This is a genomic window from Curtobacterium sp. 260, assembly GCF_030803485.1.
Classification (GTDB): domain Bacteria; phylum Actinomycetota; class Actinomycetes; order Actinomycetales; family Microbacteriaceae; genus Curtobacterium.
In genome coordinates this window covers 12,384-32,222 of the sequence record NZ_JAURUY010000002.1, presented here as the reverse complement: position 1 = coordinate 32,222, position 19,839 = coordinate 12,384, and the positions used below count along the sequence as shown (strand labels likewise).

Here is a 19,839-nt window from a genome sequence, read left to right as displayed (position 1 = left end):
GACGGTGCTCAGCCGCCCGGGACGGCGCTCAGAGCTCGACGTCGCTGCCCATCGTCACCGTGCGCTGTGCCGGCAGCCCGAAGCGCGCTGCCGGATCAGCCGCGTTGTGCGCCAACCCGACGAAGAGCTTCTTCCGCCAGCGCGCCATGCCGCGGTTGCCGGCCTGCGGTCGGAGCGCACCGCGCGAGATGAAGTACGACGCCCCGGCGATCGCCTCCGGATCGACGTCGAGCACCTCGGCCAGGCACGCGGCGTGCAGGGCCCGCGGCAGGTCCTGGTCGTCGGAGAACCCGAACTTCACCGTGATGTGGTCGATGCCGTCGTCCTCGTACCCGAGGTCGTCGCGGAAGAACGCCTTGGCGTGCGGCACGTGCGGCACGTTCGCGGTGAGCACCGAGACGATGATCACGGTCCGGTGCACGACGTGGTTGTGCTCGACGTTCGCGCGGAGCGCCAGCGGGGTCGTCTCCTTGTTGGGGTGCGGGAAGATCGCGATGCCCTCGACCCGTGGGACGTGCTTCGTGTTGATGCGCTCGATGAACTCGGCGAGCGACCCCTCGCGTTCCTTGCGTTCCTCCTGCACGAGCTGCCGTCCCCGGCGCCAGGTCGTCATCAGTGTGATCACCGCGAGGGCGATGAGCAGCGGGACCCAGCCGCCGTGCACGATCTTCGACAGGTTACCGGCCAGGAAGGTCAGCTCGAGCCCGCCGAAGACCACCGCGGCCAGCACGAGCTTCCACGTCGCCCAGTGCCAGAGCGGCTTGACGACCAGGAGCAGCAGCAGCGTGTCCACGACCAGCGCGCCGGTCACCGACACCCCGTACGCGGTGGCGAGGCTCGCCGACGACCGGAAGGCGAGCATGATCGCGAGGACACCGATGAAGAGCAGCAGGTTGACCGCCGGCAGGTAGATCTGGCCGCCTTCCTCCCGCGAGGTCTGCCGGATCGTCAGGGGCGGCAGCAGCCCGAGCTGGACGGCCTGGCGCGTGAGCGAGAAGGCGCCGGAGATGACCGCCTGGCTCGCGATCACCGTGGCCATCGTCGCGAGCACGACGACCGGGATCTGCAGGGCGTCCGGGAAGAGCAGGAAGAACGGGTCCTTCGCCGCCGAGGGGTCCTGCAGCACCAGCGACGCCTGGCCGAGGTAGTTGAGCACGAGCGCCGGGAACACCACGAAGAACCAGGCGCGGAGGATCGCCGGACGGCCGAAGTGGCCCATGTCCGCGTACAGCGCCTCGGCCCCGGTGATCACGAGCACGACCGCGCCCATCGCCACGAACGTGATGTACGGGTGGGCGACGAGGAATGAGATCGCCCAGGTCGGCGAGAGCCCCTGCAGCACGCCGGGGTGCGCGACGATGTGCGGGACGCCGGCCGCGGCGATGACCACGAACCAGAGCAGCATCACCGGGCCGAACAGGTTGCCGACCTTGCCGGTGCCGAACCGCTGCACGAGGAACAGCAGCACGAGGATGACGGCCGCGATCGGCACGATGAGGTGCTCGAGCGACGGCGCCGCGGTCGAGAGCCCCTCGACCGCGGAGAGCACGGACACGGCCGGGGTGATGACCGAGTCGCCGTAGAAGAGCGAGACACCGATGATGCCGATCACCAGGAAGACCGTCGCGCCCCCGCGCCGCTTCGCGTAGAGCCGGCGCGCCAGTGCGGCGAGCGCCATGACCCCGCCCTCGCCGTCGTTGTCGGCGCGCATGAGCACGAGCACGTACTTGATCGACACGACGATCGTGACGCTCCAGAACATGATCGAGATGACGCCGTAGACGTCCTCCTGGTTCGCCTTCACGATGCCGCCGTCGATGGTGAACACCGTGCGGAGGGCGTACAGCGGGCTGGTGCCGATGTCGCCGAACACGACGCCGAGGGCGGTGAGGGCGAGGGCTGCGATGCCCTTCGCCGGGCCGTGCGAGGGGACGTCGACGGTGTCGCTCGTCGGCGCCGGGGAGCGGGTCTCGGTCACGCTCGTCACTTCCGTCCGGGCCGTCCGGGCGACGGCCGCGGATCATCATCGCACCGGCGGAGCGTCGAGGCACTCGGCTGGCGCCCAACCGTGCACGAGTGTGCGGAGACCGGCTGTCGTGCAGGAGTCGTACCCCGCCCCCTCGACGCGTACAGGAACCGCGTCCTACCGTTCGGGTCGATGCGAGCGCGGACGTCCCGCGCACGGAAGGAGTGCACCATGGACCTCGACGGGTTCCAACCGGCCCAGCTGATCGTCTTCGTGATCGCGGTCGTCCTGGTGTTCGGCGGCCTGATCGCCAGCCGCCGGCGTCGCTGACCCGGCGCTCACCCGGTCTGCCGCCACGCGTGTCCGACACGGGCGCCCGACGGACGGGAGGCGCGGGACCGACGGGTGCCCTGCCTCCCGTCCGGTGGGCGGTGGCGGTCGCTGGTGGTCGCCTCCTCAGGCCGCCAGATCGAGCAGGACGTCGTGCGCCACGCGCGCTGCGCGTGCCGACGCGTCGTCGAGGTGCTCCCGGAACTCGTCGCCGTCCGGTGCGCACAGGTCGCTGATCCCACGGATCGACAGGAACGGCATGTCGTGCACGTGCGCGAACTGCGCGATGGCCGCGGACTCCATGTCCACCGCTGCGACCGCGGGGAAGACCTCGCGCAGCGCACGGGCGCGACCCTCGGTGACGAAGACCTCGCTCGAGCCGATGGTCGCGGATCGGATGCGGTACGGCGTCCGAGCAGCGGCGGCGCGTGCGAGCATGCGGGAGTCGGGCGCGTACTGCGGCGGCATCCCGGGGACCTGCCCGAGCGCGTAGCCGAACGCCGTCGCGTCCGCGTTGATGTTCACGTAGTGCTCGCCGACGACGACGTCACCGATCTCGATGCCGCGCATGAGCCCGCCGGCGGTCCCGACGCTGAGCACCGGGACGGTGCCGAAGTCGTGGAAGCAGTGCGCGACGGCGGCCGTCGCGTTCGTGAACCCGATGCCGCTGCGGCGGAGGGCGACCACCGATCCACCGACGTCGAGCAGGTGGTGCTCGTCGTGTCCGCCCACCGGCCCGTCGTCGATGACGACACCACCCAGCAGGGTGGCGACGGCGGAGAGTTCCTCGGTCATCGCGGCGATGACGACGGCGACGGGCGTTGCTTGCACCGACCGATCCTCGCACGGAGCGGCTCGGCTCCCGTGCACGACGGCGCTCACGCGGCGGAGGACGGCCCGGCCGGGGACGCCGCGGCGGGCAGTGCCACCTCGACGACGAGACCGCCCTCCGGACGTGCGGCGACGTCGAGCGTGCCACCGTGCGAGGTCAGGATCGCCGCGACGATCGCCAGACCGAGACCGGCGCCGGCGTCGTCCTCGCGCCGCCGCGAGGCCACCCGTTGGAACGGCTCGGTGAGGGTCGGGACGACCGCGGCCGGCACGACGGCACCGGGGTTCTCGACCACGACGACCGACGCGCCCTGCCGGGTGCCCGTCGTGACGCGGACCCAGCCGTCCCGCCCCGGGCCGACGTTGTGGACGACGGCGTTCTGCAGGAGGTTCGTCACGAGCTGGAGCAGCAGGGACGTCGAGCCGGTCGTCCACGCCGTCGCCGTGACGGGCTCGACGTCGATGCCCCGCGCCTCGGCGAGGGGCAGGACGGTCTCGACGGCCTCGTCCGCCAGGAGCGACAGGTCCACCCGCTCGCGGTCCGGGAGCTCCCGGCCGGCTCGTGCGAGCACCAGCAGGGCCTCGGTCAGGTCGACTGCCCGCTCGTTCACGTTCCGCAAGCGTTCGAGGACCCCGGCCGGGTCGCGGTCCGGCTCGCGGGCGGCGACCTCGAGCAGCGCGCGCGTCGTGGCCAGCGGCGTCCGCAGCTCGTGCGAGGCGTTCGCCGCGAAGCGCTGCTGCTCCGCCACGTACGCCTCGAGCCGCCCGACCATCCCGTCGAACGCGTCGGCGAGGTCGCGGAACTCGTCGCGTCGCCCGGGGAGCGCGACGCGGTGCGCGAGCGACCCGGCCGCGACCTGTCGCGTGGCCTCGGTGATCCGGTGGAGCGGCGCCAGCACCCTCCCGGCGAGGAACCACCCGCCGACCAGCCCGACGACCACGAGTCCCACGGACACCGCGGCCGCTGCGGGGACGAACGCACGGACGAGGTCGGAACGGTCCGGGACGTAGCCGTCGGTCGTGGCCAGGTTCCCGACGGGCACGTACCGCAGGAGGAAGACCCAGACCACGGCGAGGATCAGTGCTCCGGTGAGCACCACCACCCCCGCGTAGCTGAGGGCGAGTCGCACCCGCACGCTGGCGCCGCGGCGACGGACGGTCACGAGCCGCCGTCCGTCACACCGTCGGCACGCGGTCCGTCGGTGTCGATGCGGTAGCCGACGCCCGGCACGGTGACGATCACCCACGGCTCCCCCAGACGCTTGCGGAGCGCCGACACCGTGATCCGGACGGCGTTCGTGAAGGGGTCCGCGTTCTCGTCCCAGGCGCGTTCGAGCAGCTGCTCGGCGCTCACCACCCCGCCACCGGCGCGGACGAGGACCTCGAGCACGGCGAACTGCTTGCGGGTGAGGGCGACGTGGTGGCCGTCGCGGAAGACCTCGCGGCGGAACGGGTCGACCCGCAGCCCCGCCGCTTCGAGGACCGGTGGGCGGTGCTCGCCGCTCCGCCGTGCCAGCGCGCGGACGCGGAGCACGAGCTCCCGCAGTGCGAACGGCTTCGTCAGGTAGTCGTCAGCACCGACGGCGAAGCCGGAGACCTTGTCGTCGAGTCGGTCCGCCGCGGTCAGCATGAGCACCGGGACGCCGGCGTCGGTCGCGACCAGGTGGGCGGCGACCTCGTCGCCGGTCGGCCCGGGGACGTCCCGGTCGAGCACCGCGACGTCGTAGCGGTTCAGTGCGAGGAGCTCGAGCGCGGCGTCCCCGTCCCGCGCGACGTCGGCCGCGATGGCCTCGAGGCGGAAGCCGTCGCGGACGGCCTCGGCGAGCAGGGGTTCGTCCTCGAGGATCAGCACACGCACGGCACCGATGCTAGGCGGCGGCACGTGTCGGGAGCGTATGCGGAAACGCGTACGCTCCGACGACACGGTCCACGCTGCACTGGTCGACATGCAGCACCGTCCCGCTCCTCCCTCCGTCCCCGTCACCGCACGCCCGCGACGAACCGGGGCCGTCCTGGTCGTCGTCCTCCTCGCCCTCGTCGCGGCGGTCGCCGTCGTCCTCGTCGTGCTGTCCGCCGTCTCCGGCCGCCCCGGAGCGACCGGCGGCGCACCGGGGCACGGCCTCACCGGCGCCTCCGCCGGCACACACGACGACGATGCGACCGGCGCCGCCACCGGAACCGCCGCCGGCGAGGTGCCGTCCGGCGCGTCGGTCTTCGACGACGACCTGCCCGCGGTCGCACGACTGCAGCCGGACCTGCTCGACGCGGTGCGTCGCGCTGCCCGCGAGGCCGAGGGCGAGGGTGTGCGCTTCGTCGTGAACAGCGGCTGGCGCTCCCCCGCGCTCCAGGAACGACTCCTCGACGACGCGGTCGCCGAGTACGGCTCGCGGCAGGAGGCGGCGCGCTGGGTCTCGACGCCCGAGACGTCGCTGCACGTCCGCGGCGAGGCGATCGACATCGGGGACTGGGATGCGGCCACCTGGCTGCAGGACAACGGCGCTCGGTACGGGCTCTGCCAGGTCTACGACAACGAGGCGTGGCACTTCGAGCTCCGGCCGGACGCCCCCTCCGACGGGTGCCCCCGCAAGTACTGGGACCCGACCGGCGACCCGCGGATGCAGCAGTGACCGCGTCCGCGTCGCTCCTGACGGTCCACGACGACGCCATCCGCGCCAACACGGCCTTCTTCGCCGCCCTGACGGGCGGACGGCTGATGGCGGTGCTCAAGGCCGACGGGTTCGGGCACGGGGCGGTCGCACGGTCCGTCCTGGAGGCCGGGGCCGGCTCCGTCGGTGTCACGAGCGTCGACGAGGCGCTCGCGGTCCGCGCCGAGGGCGTGACCGCACCGGTGCTGAGCTGGCTGAACCCACCGGACGCGGACTTCGCTGCGGCGGTCGGCGCCGACGTCGCGCTCGCCGTCGCCGACCCCGCCGTCCTGGTCGCCGTCGTGGTCGCGGCACGCGCCGTCGGTCGCGCGGCACGGGTGCACCTGCACGTCGACGTCGGCATGGCCCGCGAAGGGTGTGCGCCCGCCGCCTGGGCAGCGCTGTGCTCGCTGGCGCGCGAGGCCGAGGGCACCGGCGCGGTCCGGGTCGTCGGCGTGATGGGGCACATGTCCTCGGCGGACCGCCCCGAGGACGACCAGAACGTCCGCGAACGCCTGCTCTTCGGCAACGCCGTCCGGACCGCCCGTCGCCGCGGGCTGACCCCGTCCACGGTGCACCTCGCGGCCACCGCTGCCACGCTGACCGGCGTCGGCGCCGGGTTCGACCTGCACCGGATCGGCGCCGGACTCTTCGGCATCGACCCCTCGGGCACGACCGACCGGCTGCGGCCGGCGCTGTCGCTGACGACCGCGGTCGTGTCCTCGCGCTCGGCGCGGGCGGGCACCCGCATCGGGTACGGCGGGACGAGCACGACCGCGTCCGCGACGAACCTGGCGCTGCTGCCGCTCGGGTACGGCGACGGTCTCCCCCGCGCTGCCTCGGGCCGGGCCGAGGTCCTGGTCCGTGGTCGCCGGCGTCCGGTCGTCGGGCGGTTCTCGATGGACAGCGTCGTCGTCGACACCGGCACCGAACGCACGTCCCCGGGCGAACCGGTCACCGTGTTCGGCCCCGGGGTCGGCGGCGAACCGACCGTCGCCGAGTGGGCGGCGTGGGCGGGGACGATCCCGCACGAGCTCGTCACGCGGATCGGCAGCCGGGTCGCCCGCGTACACCGCACCAGCACCAGCACCAGCACCAGCACCAGCACCGAGGAGCACCCGTGACCGACCGACCACACCACCGCGTCGCCGTGATCGGCGGCGGCGCGAACGACGAGCACGACGTGTCCCTGGCCTCCGCGGCGGCCGTCGTCGTCGCACTCCGCACCGGCGGCCACACCGCGGTCCCGCTGACCGTCGGCCGTGACGGCACGTGGCACGACGAGGACGGGTCGCTCCTGCCCCCGGCCGACGCCGTCGCCCGGTTGACGTCCTGCGACGCGGCCTTCCCGCTGCTCCACGGCGAGCACGGCGAGGACGGCGCCGTCGCCGGGCTGCTCGACCTCGTGGGTGTGCCCGTCGTCGGCTCACCGGTCCGAGCCGGCGCCCTCGCGGCGGACAAGTGGGTGACGAAGACGGTGGCCGGCGCGGTCGGCATCGCCTCCGCGCCCGCCGTGCGCGTCGCGGCAGCGGTGTCGGCGGACGAGGCAGCGGCGGCCGTCCCGTCCGCACCCCCGCTCGTGGTGAAGCCGACGTCGGCCGGGTCGAGCAACGGCGTGACCCTGGTCCGGCGGCACGACGACCTGGCGGCGGCGATCGCGCACGCGCGCTCCGCCGGCGGCACCGTGCTCGTCGAGTCGTTCGTCGCCGGGCGGGAGGTCGACGTGGCGCTGTTCCGCGACCGGTCCGGCGTCCTGCGGTGCGGCGCGACACTGGAGATCGCCACCGACGAGCGCGGTGTCTTCGACCGGGAACAGAAGTACGACGGCAGCGCCCCGTTCCGGGTCCCGGCCGGCCTGTCCGTCGCCGAGCACGCAGCGGTCACCGGTGCAGCCGCCCTGCTCTACGAGGTCCTGGGCTGCGCCGGGGTCGCCCGCTTCGACTTCTTCGTGACCGGTGACGGGGTGGTGCTCAACGAGGTGAACACCGCGCCGGGCTTCACCGAGCAGTCGCAGGTCCCGCGGATGTACGCGGCGGTGGGCCTCGGCTACGTGGAGCTCGTCGACGAGCTGCTCGCCGCAGCACTCGGCTGACCGGGCGGGCGGCGGGCGACGTCGTCCGCCGCCGCCCGCCCGCGCTACCGGACCTCGAAGGCGTACGTCGAGTAGCCGTACGGCGTCGCCCGGTCGACACCCTGCAACCGGATCTGCCGCCACGTACCGGACAGCGGGACCCGGTCGGTGCCACCGTCGCCGTCGGTGACTGTGGCGATGGTCGTCCACGCTCCGGTCGTCGCGTCGCGACCCTCGATGCGGTAGGCGCGGCCGTACGCGTCCTCCCACCGGATCGTCGCCTCGTGCACCTCGTGGCGCGCGCCGAGGTCGACGTCGAGCCGGGCATCGTCCCGGTGCTCGCTCGCCCACCGCGTGCCCGGGTCCCCGTCCACCGCCTGGCGCGCCGGTGTCCCTGCCGACTCGTCGCCGGACGACGAGACCGCGGCGCGCCGGGCGAGGTCCGGCGTCGGCGTGCCCTCGGTGGAGAACACCCGGAACGACCACACCGAGACGCCGTACCGGGTCGTGCGCGAGTCGGCCACCAGGCGCACGAAGCGGGCCCGGACGCCGTCGAGGTCGTGCGTCTCCGTCCCGCCCCGTCCCTCGGCCGTCGTCGAGACCGTGCGCCACGGGTCGGATGCGCGGTCGCGGACCTCGACGTGGTCGGACGCGGCCGCCGCAGCCTCCCAGACCACCTCGACGCGGTCGAGCGGCACCACCGCGCCGAGGTCGACGGCGAGCCACTCGCCGTCGCGCGCGGCGCTCGACCACCGGGTCGTGTCGTCGTCGTCGACGGCGGCGTCGCCGGACAGGTCACCGCGCTCGTCGGACGAGGTCGTCACCTGCTTGCCGACGGCGACGTCGCGGGCGACCGTCGGCTCCCCGCCCTGGTCGAGGGTCGTGAGGACGGCCTGCCCGGTCGCCCCACCGCGGTCGGCGCGGACCGTCGTCGTCACGCCGCCGCGCTCCGGCACGGTCGCGGTGCCCGAGCCGCTCACCGTCGTGCCGTCGTCAGCGGTCCAGGTCGGTTGCGCCGGGCCGGTCAGCAGTCCGCCGTACCCGTCGGCGTCGAACCCGTACGCGGCGAGCCGGACGGCGGCGCCGGGCAGCACGGTGGCACTGCGGGGGGCGACCAGCAGGTCGCGGACGACCACGTCGGCGGCCGTCGGCGTCCCCGTCACGTGCACGTCCCACACCGAGTAGCCGTACTGGGTGAGGCGCTCGGTCATGTGCAGCCGGACGAAGCGGCCGGTCGCACCGACCGGCACCGTGTCGACCGTCGCGTCGGTGTTCGACACCGATCTGACGTCCCGCCACGGGCCGTCGTCCGTGTCGGACACCTGCACGACGTACCGTGCCGCTGCGGCGTTCTCCCACGTGACCCGGACGGAGTCGACGTCCCGCGCGGATCCGAGGTCGAGCGTCAGGTCCACCGTGTCGACGCCGTGCACGCTCTCCCAACGGGTGGCGGGGTCCCCGTCGACGGCCTTCGCCGCGGTGTTGCCCCCGTCGGTCGAGCTCGCCACGGCGGCGGCGACGCCCACCTCGGGGACGGACGCGATCGACGAGACGACCGCACTGCCCTCGACACCGCCAGCCGTCGCCACGACGTAGCCTGCGCCGGGCGCGGTGGTGGTGAGGGTCCCGTCACCGGTGACCGTGCCGGGTGCGGTGGTGCTCCAGGCGACGTCGGCGGGCAGCGGAGCCGGGTCGCCGTACTGGTCGTGGCCCTCGGCGGAGAACGTCACCGGGTCGCCGACCACGGCACGGGCGGTGCCGGGCGTCACGGCGATGCCGGTGAGCACCGGTGCCGGTGCGACCCGGAAGTCGTACGAGTCGGACACCCCACCGACGGTCGCGGTGACGGACGCCTCGTCCGCCGCGGCTGCCGCGTGCAGGGTGCCGTCCTGGTCGATCGTCCCCGCGCTGGTCGACCACCGCACGTCGTCGAGCGGCATGGTCGCGCCGTACTGGTCGTAGCCGGTCGCGGTGAACGCGGTCGTGCTGCCCGGGGCGAGCGTGCGCGGGTCGCCCTCCGTCCCGACGACGACCTTCGCCAGTCGGGCATCGAGGTGGGACGTGATCTGCGTCCGGGCGGGCACCGCGATCTGCCCGACGACCCGCTGCCCCGCGTACACGTCGTAGGTGTGCTGGACGTCGTCGACGTTGTCGATCACGTAGGAGTACGTGCCGTCGGCGGCGCGGAACACCTGGCTCAGCGGGTTCGACGTGTGGCGGTCGGTGACCTCGTGCCCGACGGTGCGGTTCGACATCGCCTGGTGGTAGACCATCCCGGCCATCGACTGCCCGGTCACGGTCGGGTCCTGCGCCTCCCAGAGCGCCGCGTGGACGTCGGCGTAGGTGTCCGGGTCGTACTGGGCGAGGAACCCGAGGACGACGTTGCCGAGCGCATCGCCCATCTCGCTGAAGACGGCGGCCGCGCGGGCGGTGTCGGCGCCCGGGCGGTGGTGGGTCAGGTCGACGCCGTACAGCCGGCCGATGGTGTCGGGGTCCGCCCGGTAGTCGGTGACGAGGAACGGCAGGAGCGGTGACGGCTCCGGCCACTCCCCCGGCTGCCGGTCCGCCGTCGGACCGTCGAGCTTCGCGGGCACGAGTGCCGCCGGCAGGGTCTCCGGTGTCCACCACCGGGACGGGAACACCACGGAGCCGTCGTCGTCGACCGAGACGTACAGTGTGTCCGTCGACCGGTCGTACAGGGGGTTCGTCGCGGTCTTCGCGGTCGCGTAGCCCGGGTGGTTCCGTTCCACGGCCCGGATCGCGTCCTGCAGCTCGCCGATCGCCGCCGGCCGGTCCCGCGTGATCGCGACGTCCCCGTACGTGCCGACGCCCCACCACTTCTTGGTGAGCATCTGCACGCGACCGGCGTTGCCGTCCACGACGCCGTCCTGACCGACGACCTCGCCCCGGGCGGCCATCATCTGCCGCATGATCGCCTTCGAGAAGTCCGGGTCCCACCCGAAGTACGTGAACCACGGCGCGGTCGGCATCCACTGGATCCCGTAGATCCACGCCGGGTCGCCGGAGAAGTACGTGGCCTCGGCCTGCCCGGAGTCGAAGAGGATGCCCGCCTGCGCCGCGTCGTACGCCTCGGGGAACGCGCCGTCGCCGTCGTACACCGCCGACGCCGGGTTGCCGTGGGCGTTCTGGTAGTAGTCGCGGACGGCGGCACGCTCGGTGACGTACTGCACCGCACCGGCTGCCTGCATGTCCTCGTCACCGAGCACCGACCCGAGCAGGAACAGCCCGGCCTCGGACTGGATCGCCTCGGACGACGACTCCTGGTTGTTGCCGCCCGGCGAGGACACACCGCCGGCGTTCGAGTGACCGGTCCACACGCCGAAGGTGCGGAAGTGCGGGAAGCGCTCGTCGTCCCGGTCCCAGTTCGCGTACTGCTTCGCGACCAGGCTCGCCATCTCGCCGTACCGCTGTGCCCACTCGGGGTCGGCCCGCCCGAGCAGCGCGGTCGCGAGTGTGAAGTAGCCGTAGTGGAAGTGGTTGTCGTTGAACTGGGCGGACCCGTACGAGTCGCCGAACCCGATGAGGGCCTTCCACGTCGGGTACATCGCGAAGAAGTGCTCCCGCTCGCCCTCGCTGTACGTGTACCAGTCCGTGAGTGCGCGCTCGAGGGTCGCCCGCATCCGGTCGGCGTCCTCGGTGTCGCCGATCTGGTCCGCGACGCTCATGTACGCGCCGAGCTGCTGCAGGTCCTTGCCGCCCCAGTAGGTGTCGCCGCCGTAGGTCTCCTTCGCGGCGTAGTCCGACAGGTACTGCCGCATGACCTCCTCGCGGTACGGTTCGTCGCCCGTGCTCGTCGGCTCGGCGCCGATCGGGGTCAGCCCGCTGAAGGCGTACCGCAGCGTCCAGCCGTCGTGCCCGACGGTCGTCCTCATCGTGCCGCGCGGCGTCGCGTACGTGGCTCCGGTGAACGACAGGTCGTGCGTCGCCTCGGCGTACTGGTGCTGCAGCCAGCCCTGGACGGTGTCGTGGTCCGAGCCCTGCAGCACGTCGGTCTGCAGCGACCACCGCTGCTCGACCTGACCCGCCGCGGGGTCGTACGAGTAGTCCATCCGGGTGTCCCGCGGGACGGCGAAGGCCGTGCGGTGCAGGTCGTCGAGCGTCAGCCCCTGCTCGGGCACCGCGCTGAGCACGAGGAAGGGGGTGCCCGCGGACGCCTCGAGCACGTTCCCGGAGCGGGTGAAGGTGGTGCCGGTGGGTGCGTGCACCCCGAACACGTGCCCGTCCTGCCGGATCTCGAAGCGGTCGGTCGTGATCGTCCCGGTGAGTCCGCGGCCGTCGGCGTCGGTGAGCGCGGCGCCGTCCTGCAGGGTGATGCGCGGGGTCATGCCGTGGAACTCGAACCACTCGTACGGCGACCCCTGCACGCTCGTCACGTCCATGTACTGACCGCCCGGTCCGGCCTGTGGCATCCGCCAGCTCACGTTCCAGTCGCCCCAGCGCAGGGCGTCGGCCCGATCGACCGAGAACGCCGTCGTGAAGCGCTCCGCGATGCCGTCCGGGGCGTCGGTGAGCAGCACCTGGTCGACCAGGACGTGCGCCCACCCGGCACGGAGCGAGTCGACGACCCGGACCTGCGCCGTCCGTCCGCGGTACGCGCTGACGTCCCACGTCGTCCAGCGCAGCTCCTCGCTGTCCGCGCCGGTCGCCTCCTCGACCACCTCGCCGTCGACGAGCAGCTGCACCGCCTCGGCCCCGGGGTGTCGGCCCCCGCCGACCAGGAAGGCGAGGGTCGACCGGTCGACCGTGAACCCCGGCGAGGTGAGCGTGCCGGTCGCGCCGTCGCCGTCGCGGTCGGTGAACGAGTCGACGAACCCACCACCGAGCCAGCCGGACACGGCGCTCTGCCCCGACGCGGTCCCGGACGAGGTCCCGGCGAAGGCATCACCGGTCGTGGTCCACCCGTCGGGCAGACCGTCCTCGAAGTCGGCGAGCACCCGGTCGGAGGCGTCCGGGGTCGGGTCCACCGTGCCGCCCACGGTGACCGGCGCGTCGAGTCGCATCGCGGTGCCGTCCGCGTTCCAGGACGTCGGGTACGTGAGCTTCGTCCCCTGCGCACTGTTCGACGACACGAACGGGTACGCCCACATGTCGCCCGAGTACCTGCTGACGAGCAGGTCGGTCCACCACTGGTTCGTGGGGACGGGCTTCCCCGCCTGCGACGGGTCGACGTACAGGTGCTGGTCGACGGTCTTCCGCACGTCGGCGACGGACGCGATCTCCGCCGGCGGCGTCGGCGCGTACGAGCCGGCCCCGACGCGCACGCCGTCGACCTGCGGGCCGGCAGCACCGGGAGCGGATGCGGCGGCCCGGTCGACCGGCGGGTCTGCCAGGTCGGCGGAACCGGTCCCTGCGGCAGGGTCCGGCAGGACCGTCGGGAGGGTGCTCGCCGACGCGAGGTCCGCGGCGGCGACGGGCGCGAGCGAGAGCCCGCCGAGCAGGAGCGTGACGACGACGGTTCGGACCAGGTGCACGGAGGGGTCCCTTCCGGGGGCGGAGGTTCGGCGGCGGTGCGTGCGTCGGGTCGCAAGGATCTCTGTCGGCAGCCTCGCCACCGACGTCAGCAGAAGTGAGGATCCGTCCTGGAGGCACGGTGACGGCCCGCCTCGCTCGTCCCCTCGGACTGGGGTGACGCCCGCCCGTTGACCCACTCCGACGGCTTCCGTACGGTTGCCGGGTCTCGATCGGAAGGGGCCCGATGCGCGTCACCACCACCCACGGCCGGACCGCCACGACGGCCGTCCGACTCATCGCTTCCATCGTCGCCGTCGTCCTGCTCGCGGTGGTGCTGGTGACGGTCCGGGCACCGGCGGCCAGCGCCGCACCCGCTCAGCTCTCGAAGGGCCGCCCGGCCGTCGCCTCGTCGAGCGACGCCGCGTCCCGTGGTCCGCAGATGGCGGTCGACGGACGCGCGGGCACCCGTTGGGCGAGCGCGCGGTCGGACGCGCAGTGGCTGCGTGTCGACCTCGGTGCGGCGGCGCGACTCGAGCGGATCGACCTGCGGTGGGAGACGGCGTACGCGAAGGCGTACCGGCTCCAGGTGTCGTCGGACGCGAAGACCTGGAGCACCCTCGCAAGTACCTCGTCCGGCAGGGGCGGTGTCGAGCGCAAGGCGGTGTCCGGCACGGGCCGGTACGTCCGGATGCTCGGTGTGCAGCGTGCGACCGGTCACGGCTACTCGCTGTGGGAGTTCCGGGTCTACGGGACACCGGTGACGACCACACCGAGCGCGACGCCGACACCGACCCCGCCGCTGATGCCGACCCCGACGCTGATGCCGGCGGCGGGGGTGCGCGTCACCGGCACGCAGGGGAACTGGCAACTCACCGTCGACGGGAAGCCCTGGCTCGTCCGGGGCGTCACGTACGGCCCGTCGAACGCCGAGGCGCCGACGTACCTCGACGACGTCGGCGCCATGGGCGTCAACACCGTCCGCACCTGGGGCACCGATGCGTCCTCGGCGCAGCTGTTCGACGCCGCGCGGGCGCGGGGCATGCGGGTCGTCGCCGGGCTCTGGCTCGACCAGGGCGTCGACTACGTGCACGACTCCGCGTACAAGGACGCGACGCTCGCGAGCATCACGAGGACCGTGACGACGTACCGCGATCACGGCGGGGTCCTCGTGTGGGACGTCGGCAACGAGGTCATGCTCGGCCAGGGCGAGGCGCAGCGCGTCGCGTACGCGCAGTACGTCGAGCGGGTCGTGCAGGCGATCCACCGCGTCGACCCGTCCCACCCGGTGACCTCCACGGACGCCTGGACCGGTGCCTGGAGCTACTACCACCGGTACACGCCGAGCCTCGACCTCTACGCGGTCAACTCGTACGGCGGCATCGGCTGGGTGCAGCAGGCGTGGCGCGACGGCGGCTACACGAAGCCCTACCTGGTGACGGAGACCGGCCCCGCGGGTTCGTGGGAGGTCCCGACCGACGCGAACGGCGTCCCGCGTCAGCCGACGGACACCGCCGCGGCCCAGGCGTACACCGACGCGTGGCGTGCGGTGACGGCAGCGCCGGGGGTCGCCCTCGGCGCGACGATGTTCCACTACGGCGTCGAGGACGACGAGCCCGGCGTGTGGCTGAACCTGCGCACCGGCGGACTCAAGCGGGCGTCCTGGTACGCGGTGCAGCAGGCGTACCGCGGGACGGTCGCGGGCAACCGACCGCCCGACGTGGGGAGCACCACCGTGACCCCGTCCTCCGGTGTCGCGCCCGGTGCGACCCTGTCGATCACCGCCCCGACGACCGACCCCGACGGGGACGCCGTCACGTGGCGCGCTGCCACGTCGAGCCGGTACCTCGACGGCAACGGCGCACAGCGCCCGACGCCCGTCGTCCGCGCCGCCGACGGAACCCTGCGGATCAGCGCCCCGACCGCCCCGGGTGCCTGGAAGATCACCGTCTACGCCCTCGACGGGCACGGCAACGTCGGCATCGGCACGACGTCGGTGCGCGTCCGCTGAGCCCGGAACCGCACCGTCGTCGGCTCCCAGCGGGTCCGGGGCTACCGTCGGACCGGTGACGGACGAACGACGCCGCGAGGTCGGCGACAACGACGCCCCGGTCGAGGACGAGATCGAGGAGTCCTTCGACGCGGTGGTCGACGAGGGGGCCGAACGCCTGCAGCGGACCCTGCGGGTGGTGCTCGCGACCGGGTTCGCCGGCGGCCTGGAGATCGGGCTCGGCGTGATGGGGTACCTGGCCGTCCTGCACGAGACCGACAGCCACCTGCTCGCGGGCCTCGCCTTCAGCATCGGGCTCGTCGCGCTGTACCTGGCGCACAGCGAGCTCTTCACCGAGAACTTCCTCGTGCCGATCGTGGCGCTCGTCGCCCGGGAGGGAACGGTGTGGCAGCTCGTCCGGCTCTGGGCGGGGACGCTGGTCAGCAACCTCGCCGGCGGTTGGGTCGTGATGTGGCTCGTCGTCCAGGCGTTCCCGCAGTGGCACACGGTGCTCGAGGAGTCCGCGCGGCACTACGTCGACGCCCCCTTCGGACTGCAGACCGCGGTGCTCGCCGTGCTCGGTGGGAGCACGATCACCCTCGTGACCCGCATGCAGCAGGGCACCGACTCGGACCCGGCGAAGCTCGTCGCAGCGGTCGCCGGTGGCTTCCTGCTGGCCGGTCTGCAGCTCTTCCACTCGATCCTCGACTCGCTGCTGGTCTTCGGCGCCGTCCAGGCGGGGGCGTCGATCACGTACGGCCAGTGGGCCGCCTGGTTCGGCTACGTGCTCGTGTTCAACGTGCTCGGCGGTGTCGTGCTGGTGACGTCGCTGCGCCTCATCCGGTCGGCGGACCTGCTGCGCGGTCGACGGCACGACGCGCCGGACGCACCGGACCGCGCGACGGGCGAGCAGGAGCGGGGCACCACGCACTGACCGGACCGGGTGCCGGACGGGAGGCCCGTGGCGGCGTCGCCACGGGCCTCCCGTCCGGGACGGCATCGGGTCAGCCGACCGGGGTCGCCTCGTCCGCGTCGGCGGATGCCGTCACGGTGACCGCGTGCGGCCCGGGGTCCACCAGCAGGCGACGGCGTGCGTCGGTCGCCGACCCGGCGAGCAGCGCCGTCATCGAGCCGGTGCCGGCGCCCGACGAGACCTCGACCGACGACTCGTCGAACCACAGGGTGAGCGCGACGCGGTCACCCTCCGGTCGCACCGTCGACGCCACGTGCCGTCCGAACGACGCCGGGAGCCCCGGCACGGCGGGACGGTCGAGCCGGAGCGACGCATCGGCGGCGTCGTAGCGCAGGCCGAGCCGACGTCGGCCGTCGGCGTCGTCGAGTTCCAACCGGACCACACCGTCGGGTCCGCGCAGCGTGATCACGACCTCGACGCGGACGAGTCCCGGGACCTCGTGGGTGCTCGCCGCGTCGTCGTCACGACGGAGCACCGTGTCCACGGCACCGGTCGGGCCGACGATCCGCTGCACCAGCTCGAGGCGTCCGTCCCGCTCGGTCAGACCGAGGGCCCGAGCAGCGGTCATCGCGCCGCGCCACGGCGTGGTCGGCAGGTCCTTCGCGTAGTCCCAGTTGTCCATCCACGCGACGAGCGTCCGGTCTCGGAGGCCGGTGCCGGAGAAGGTCACGCCGGCGTACGAGTCGGGACCGTGGTCGAGCCAGCGGTACGTCGCGAGCTCCTCGGTGGACTGCTGCCGCCAGGACCCGTCCGGCGACCGGGTCTCGGCGGGGAGCGGCTCGTCCGGGACGAACCGCTCCCCGTCGAACTGCCCGAGCACGACGTGCGTGCCGGATCCGCCCGCGACCCCGCCGGGGTTGAGGCTGACCAGCAGCACCCAGACCACGCGGTCGGGGTCGCCGTCGACGGTGAGGGGGAAGAGGTCCGGGCACTCCCAGACGCCGCCGACCGGACCGGCGGGACCGTAGGTCGACACGAGGGTCCAGGTGCGCAGGTCGGTCGACCGGTGCACGAGCACCTGGCGATCCTGGGCCTCGACGGCGACCATGATCCAGCAGGGTCCGTCCGTGCCCTCGTACCGGAACACCTTCGGGTCGCGGAAGTCGGCGGAGCCGCGGCGCAGCACCGGGTTCCCCGGGTACTTCCGCCACCGGTACCCGCCGTCGGTGCTGGAGGCGAGGGCCTGCGACTGCTCGGTCTCGGCCGCCTGCGTCCAGATCGCGACCAGCGGCGGCTGCTCGGCCGATCCGAGCCCGCTCGTGTTCTCCGCGTCGAACACCACGGAGCCCGAGAAGACCTGCCCGTCCGCGTCGGCCTCGAGCGCCACCTCGTGCTCGGTCCACGTGAGCAGGTCGGTGCTCGACGCGTGCCCCCAGCCGACCGTGCCGTGGTCGATCCCGTCCGGGTTGTGCTGGAAGTAGAGGTGGTACCGGCCGTCGTGGACGACCAGGCCGTTCGGGTCGTTCATCCAGTTGCGGGCGGGCGTGAAGTGCCGCCGCGGGCGCCGGATCGTGGCGCCGTCGGCCGCTGGCTCGGTCCGGGTGCGCTCCGTCGCCGGCACATCGGACTGCGTCGCCGTCTCCGTGCTCACTTGACCGACCCCGCGGTGAGGCCACGGACGAAGAAGCGCTGGAGCGACAGGAACACCACGAGGGGTACGATCAGCACGATGAACGAGCCGGCCGCGACCAGGTTCCAGCCCGACCCGTACTGTCCGAGCAGCCCGAGCAGGCCCTGCTGCAGCACGGGGTTCGTGTTGCCGATGAAGATGTACGCGACGAGGTAGTCGTTCCAGACCCAGAGGAACTGGAAGATCGCGAACGACGCCAGCGCCGGCACCGACATCGGGACCGCGAGCCGCCAGAAGATCTGGAAGTGCGACGCGCCGTCGACGCGGGCGGCCTCGATGAGCGCGACCGGGAGCGTCGACATGTAGTTCCGCAGGATGTAGATGCAGAGCGGGAGCGCGAACGCCGAGTGCACGATCCACGCCGCCGGGAAGGTGCCGGTGATCTGCAGCCCGGTCGCCTGCGTGATCGTCTTGTACAGCTGCAGGACCGGGATCAGCGAGATCTGCACGGGCACCACGAGCAGCCCGACGATGACCGCGAAGTAGAACTCCTTGAAGCGGAACTGCAGGAACGTGAACGCGTAGGCCGCGAACGCGGAGATCATGAGCGGCAGGATCGTGGCCGGGACCGCGACGGCGACGCTGTTCAGGAACTCGGCCGCCAGGCTCTGCCCGGTCCCCGAGGTCGCCCCCGTCAGCGCGTTCGAGTAGTTGTCGAGGGTCCACTCCGTGCCGAACAGGTTCCCGAAGACGGTCCACCACCCGGTGCTCTGGGCGGCGGTCGTCGTGCGGAAGCTCGTGACGAGCAGGCCGATCGCCGGCACCATCCAGAGCACGGCGATGACGCCCATGACGATGCTCAGCAGGACGCGGGGACGCTGCTCGGCGCTGGTCTTCGTGACCCGTTCGCGCTTCGTCGCGACGATCTCCGGGGCACCGGCCACCGGGACGATCTCGGTCATCGGAGGGCCTCCTGTTCGCGGTAGGTCCGCACCTGGTACACGATGACGGGCACCACGGCGAGGATGAGGATGACGACCACGGCGGACGCCTTCCCGGGGTTGTTGAACGCGAAGAACTGCGAGTAGAACTCGACGCCGAGCACGTTCGTGTCGAACTGCCCGTTGGTCATCGCGAAGACGATGTCGAAGATCTTCATCACCGTGATGAGGACCGTGATGCCGACGGCGATGATGGTCGTGCGGATCTGGGGAGCGATGACGCGGAAGAACGCCTGCCGCTCGCTGGCACCGTCGATGCGTGCCGCCTCGATCGTCTCCTCGGGCACGGCCTTGATCGCCGCGGAGAGCAGGACCATCGCGTAGCCGGCGTTCAGCCAGATCACGACCGCCATGAGCAGGAAGCTGTTCATGCGCAGGAAGTCGTTCTGCAGCCACGGGATCGGGTTCTGGTGCGTGATCGCGGTCCAGATGCCGTTGAGCAGTCCGACCTGGGGCTGTCCCGGTGCGTTGTACGCGTACACGAACGACCACATCGACGCGGCCGCGATGAAGCTCACCGACATCGGCAGGAAGATCAGGGACTTGAACGTCTTCTCGCGCTTCGGCCCGAGGCGGTCCGCCAGGGTCGCCACGAGCAGGCCGATCACGACCACCACCGCCGGGACGACGATGATCCAGAGCAGGTTGTTGAACAGGGTCGACAGGAACGACGGCGTCGAGAAGAGCGAGACGTAGTTGTCGAGGCCGCCGAAGGACGTCAGCCCGTACTGGTCCGTCTTCTGCAGGCTCTGGATGACCGTCTGCACCGTCGGGACGACCAGGAAGACGAGCAGGAGGAGCAGGACCGGCCCGATGAAGACGTAGGGCAGCAGTCGACCGTGCCACTTGCCGTGCGTCTTCGAGACCAGGAAGTTCAGCCCGAGGTAGATCAGGAACGAGACGGCCAGTCCGCCGATGACGGAGACGAGGACGCTGAGGACTTGCTGCACGAGGGGTCACCTCACTTCGTTGTCGGGGTGTGTCGTCGCGGCG

General features: G+C 72.5%; 13 protein-coding genes. 5 read left to right on the top strand and 8 right to left on the bottom strand.

Annotated features, from left to right (window positions below; translation table 11 throughout):
• Positions 1-28 precede the first annotated feature (28 nt).
• From J2X59_RS02595 to J2X59_RS02580, 4 genes are all read right to left on the bottom strand, one after another.
• Positions 29-1,978, bottom strand: coding sequence for a potassium transporter Kup (locus J2X59_RS02595; protein WP_326495602.1), 1,950 nt, complete (start codon positions 1,976-1,978; stop codon positions 29-31).
• A gap of 444 nt (positions 1,979-2,422) precedes the next feature.
• The gene (gene mtnN, locus J2X59_RS02590; protein ID WP_251160560.1) at positions 2,423-3,127 is read right to left on the bottom strand and encodes a 5'-methylthioadenosine/S-adenosylhomocysteine nucleosidase; all 705 of its coding nucleotides are present in this window, start codon (positions 3,125-3,127) and stop codon (positions 2,423-2,425) included.
• Positions 3,128-3,174: 47 nt separating this feature from the next.
• Complete coding sequence (locus J2X59_RS02585; protein WP_326495601.1) at positions 3,175-4,290, bottom strand: sensor histidine kinase; 1,116 nt, start codon at positions 4,288-4,290, stop codon at positions 3,175-3,177.
• Positions 4,287-4,985, bottom strand: a complete 699-nt coding sequence (locus J2X59_RS02580; RefSeq protein WP_326495600.1) for a response regulator transcription factor — start codon at positions 4,983-4,985, stop codon at positions 4,287-4,289. The genes J2X59_RS02585 and J2X59_RS02580 overlap by 4 nt, the downstream gene beginning before the upstream one ends.
• Before the next feature lie 88 nt (positions 4,986-5,073).
• Between J2X59_RS02580 and J2X59_RS02575 the strand changes: the two genes are divergently transcribed.
• Genes J2X59_RS02575 through J2X59_RS02565 form a run of 3 tightly spaced genes read left to right on the top strand, consistent with a single transcriptional unit; the run spans position 5,074 to position 7,864 of the window.
• Positions 5,074-5,754, top strand: coding sequence for a M15 family metallopeptidase (locus J2X59_RS02575; RefSeq protein WP_326495599.1), 681 nt, complete (start codon positions 5,074-5,076; stop codon positions 5,752-5,754).
• Positions 5,751-6,896 carry an alanine racemase gene (gene alr, locus J2X59_RS02570; RefSeq protein WP_326495598.1) on the top strand — a complete coding sequence of 382 codons (1,146 nt, stop codon included), beginning with the start codon at positions 5,751-5,753 and terminating at the stop codon, positions 6,894-6,896. The genes J2X59_RS02575 and alr overlap by 4 nt, the downstream gene beginning before the upstream one ends.
• Positions 6,893-7,864: a D-alanine--D-alanine ligase family protein gene (locus J2X59_RS02565; protein WP_326495597.1), complete on the top strand. Its 972-nt coding sequence runs from the start codon at positions 6,893-6,895 to the stop codon at positions 7,862-7,864. Before alr ends, J2X59_RS02565 begins: the two co-directional genes overlap by 4 nt.
• 44 nt (positions 7,865-7,908) lie before the next feature.
• Here the strand turns inward: J2X59_RS02565 and J2X59_RS02560 are convergent, their stop codons facing one another.
• A complete protein-coding gene (locus J2X59_RS02560; protein WP_326495596.1) occupies positions 7,909-13,335 on the bottom strand; it encodes a discoidin domain-containing protein in 5,427 nt (1,808 codons plus the stop codon).
• 224 nt (positions 13,336-13,559) lie between these two features.
• Here J2X59_RS02560 and J2X59_RS02555 point away from each other — a divergent pair, with 224 nt between their 5' ends.
• Together J2X59_RS02555 and J2X59_RS02550 are read left to right on the top strand one after the other, a co-directional pair.
• Positions 13,560-15,323 (top strand): discoidin domain-containing protein, encoded by a 1,764-nt coding sequence (locus J2X59_RS02555; RefSeq protein WP_326495595.1) that lies wholly within the window; start codon positions 13,560-13,562, stop codon positions 15,321-15,323.
• 55 nt (positions 15,324-15,378) lie between these two features.
• Positions 15,379-16,236, top strand: a complete 858-nt coding sequence (locus J2X59_RS02550) for a formate/nitrite transporter family protein (RefSeq protein ID WP_326495594.1) — start codon at positions 15,379-15,381, stop codon at positions 16,234-16,236.
• A 70-nt stretch (positions 16,237-16,306) separates the two neighbouring features.
• Here J2X59_RS02550 and J2X59_RS02545 read toward each other — a convergent pair whose 3' ends face one another.
• Genes J2X59_RS02545 through J2X59_RS02535 form a run of 3 tightly spaced genes read right to left on the bottom strand, consistent with a single transcriptional unit; the run spans position 16,307 to position 19,796 of the window.
• Positions 16,307-17,866 (bottom strand): glycoside hydrolase family 32 protein, encoded by a 1,560-nt coding sequence (locus J2X59_RS02545; protein WP_326495593.1) that lies wholly within the window; start codon positions 17,864-17,866, stop codon positions 16,307-16,309.
• Positions 17,863-18,807 carry a carbohydrate ABC transporter permease gene (locus J2X59_RS02540; RefSeq protein ID WP_209683910.1) on the bottom strand — a complete coding sequence of 315 codons (945 nt, stop codon included), beginning with the start codon at positions 18,805-18,807 and terminating at the stop codon, positions 17,863-17,865. Before J2X59_RS02540 ends, J2X59_RS02545 begins: the two co-directional genes overlap by 4 nt.
• Positions 18,804-19,796 carry a carbohydrate ABC transporter permease gene (locus J2X59_RS02535; protein WP_066652333.1) on the bottom strand — a complete coding sequence of 331 codons (993 nt, stop codon included), beginning with the start codon at positions 19,794-19,796 and terminating at the stop codon, positions 18,804-18,806. Before J2X59_RS02535 ends, J2X59_RS02540 begins: the two co-directional genes overlap by 4 nt.
• Positions 19,797-19,839: the final 43 nt, after the last annotated feature.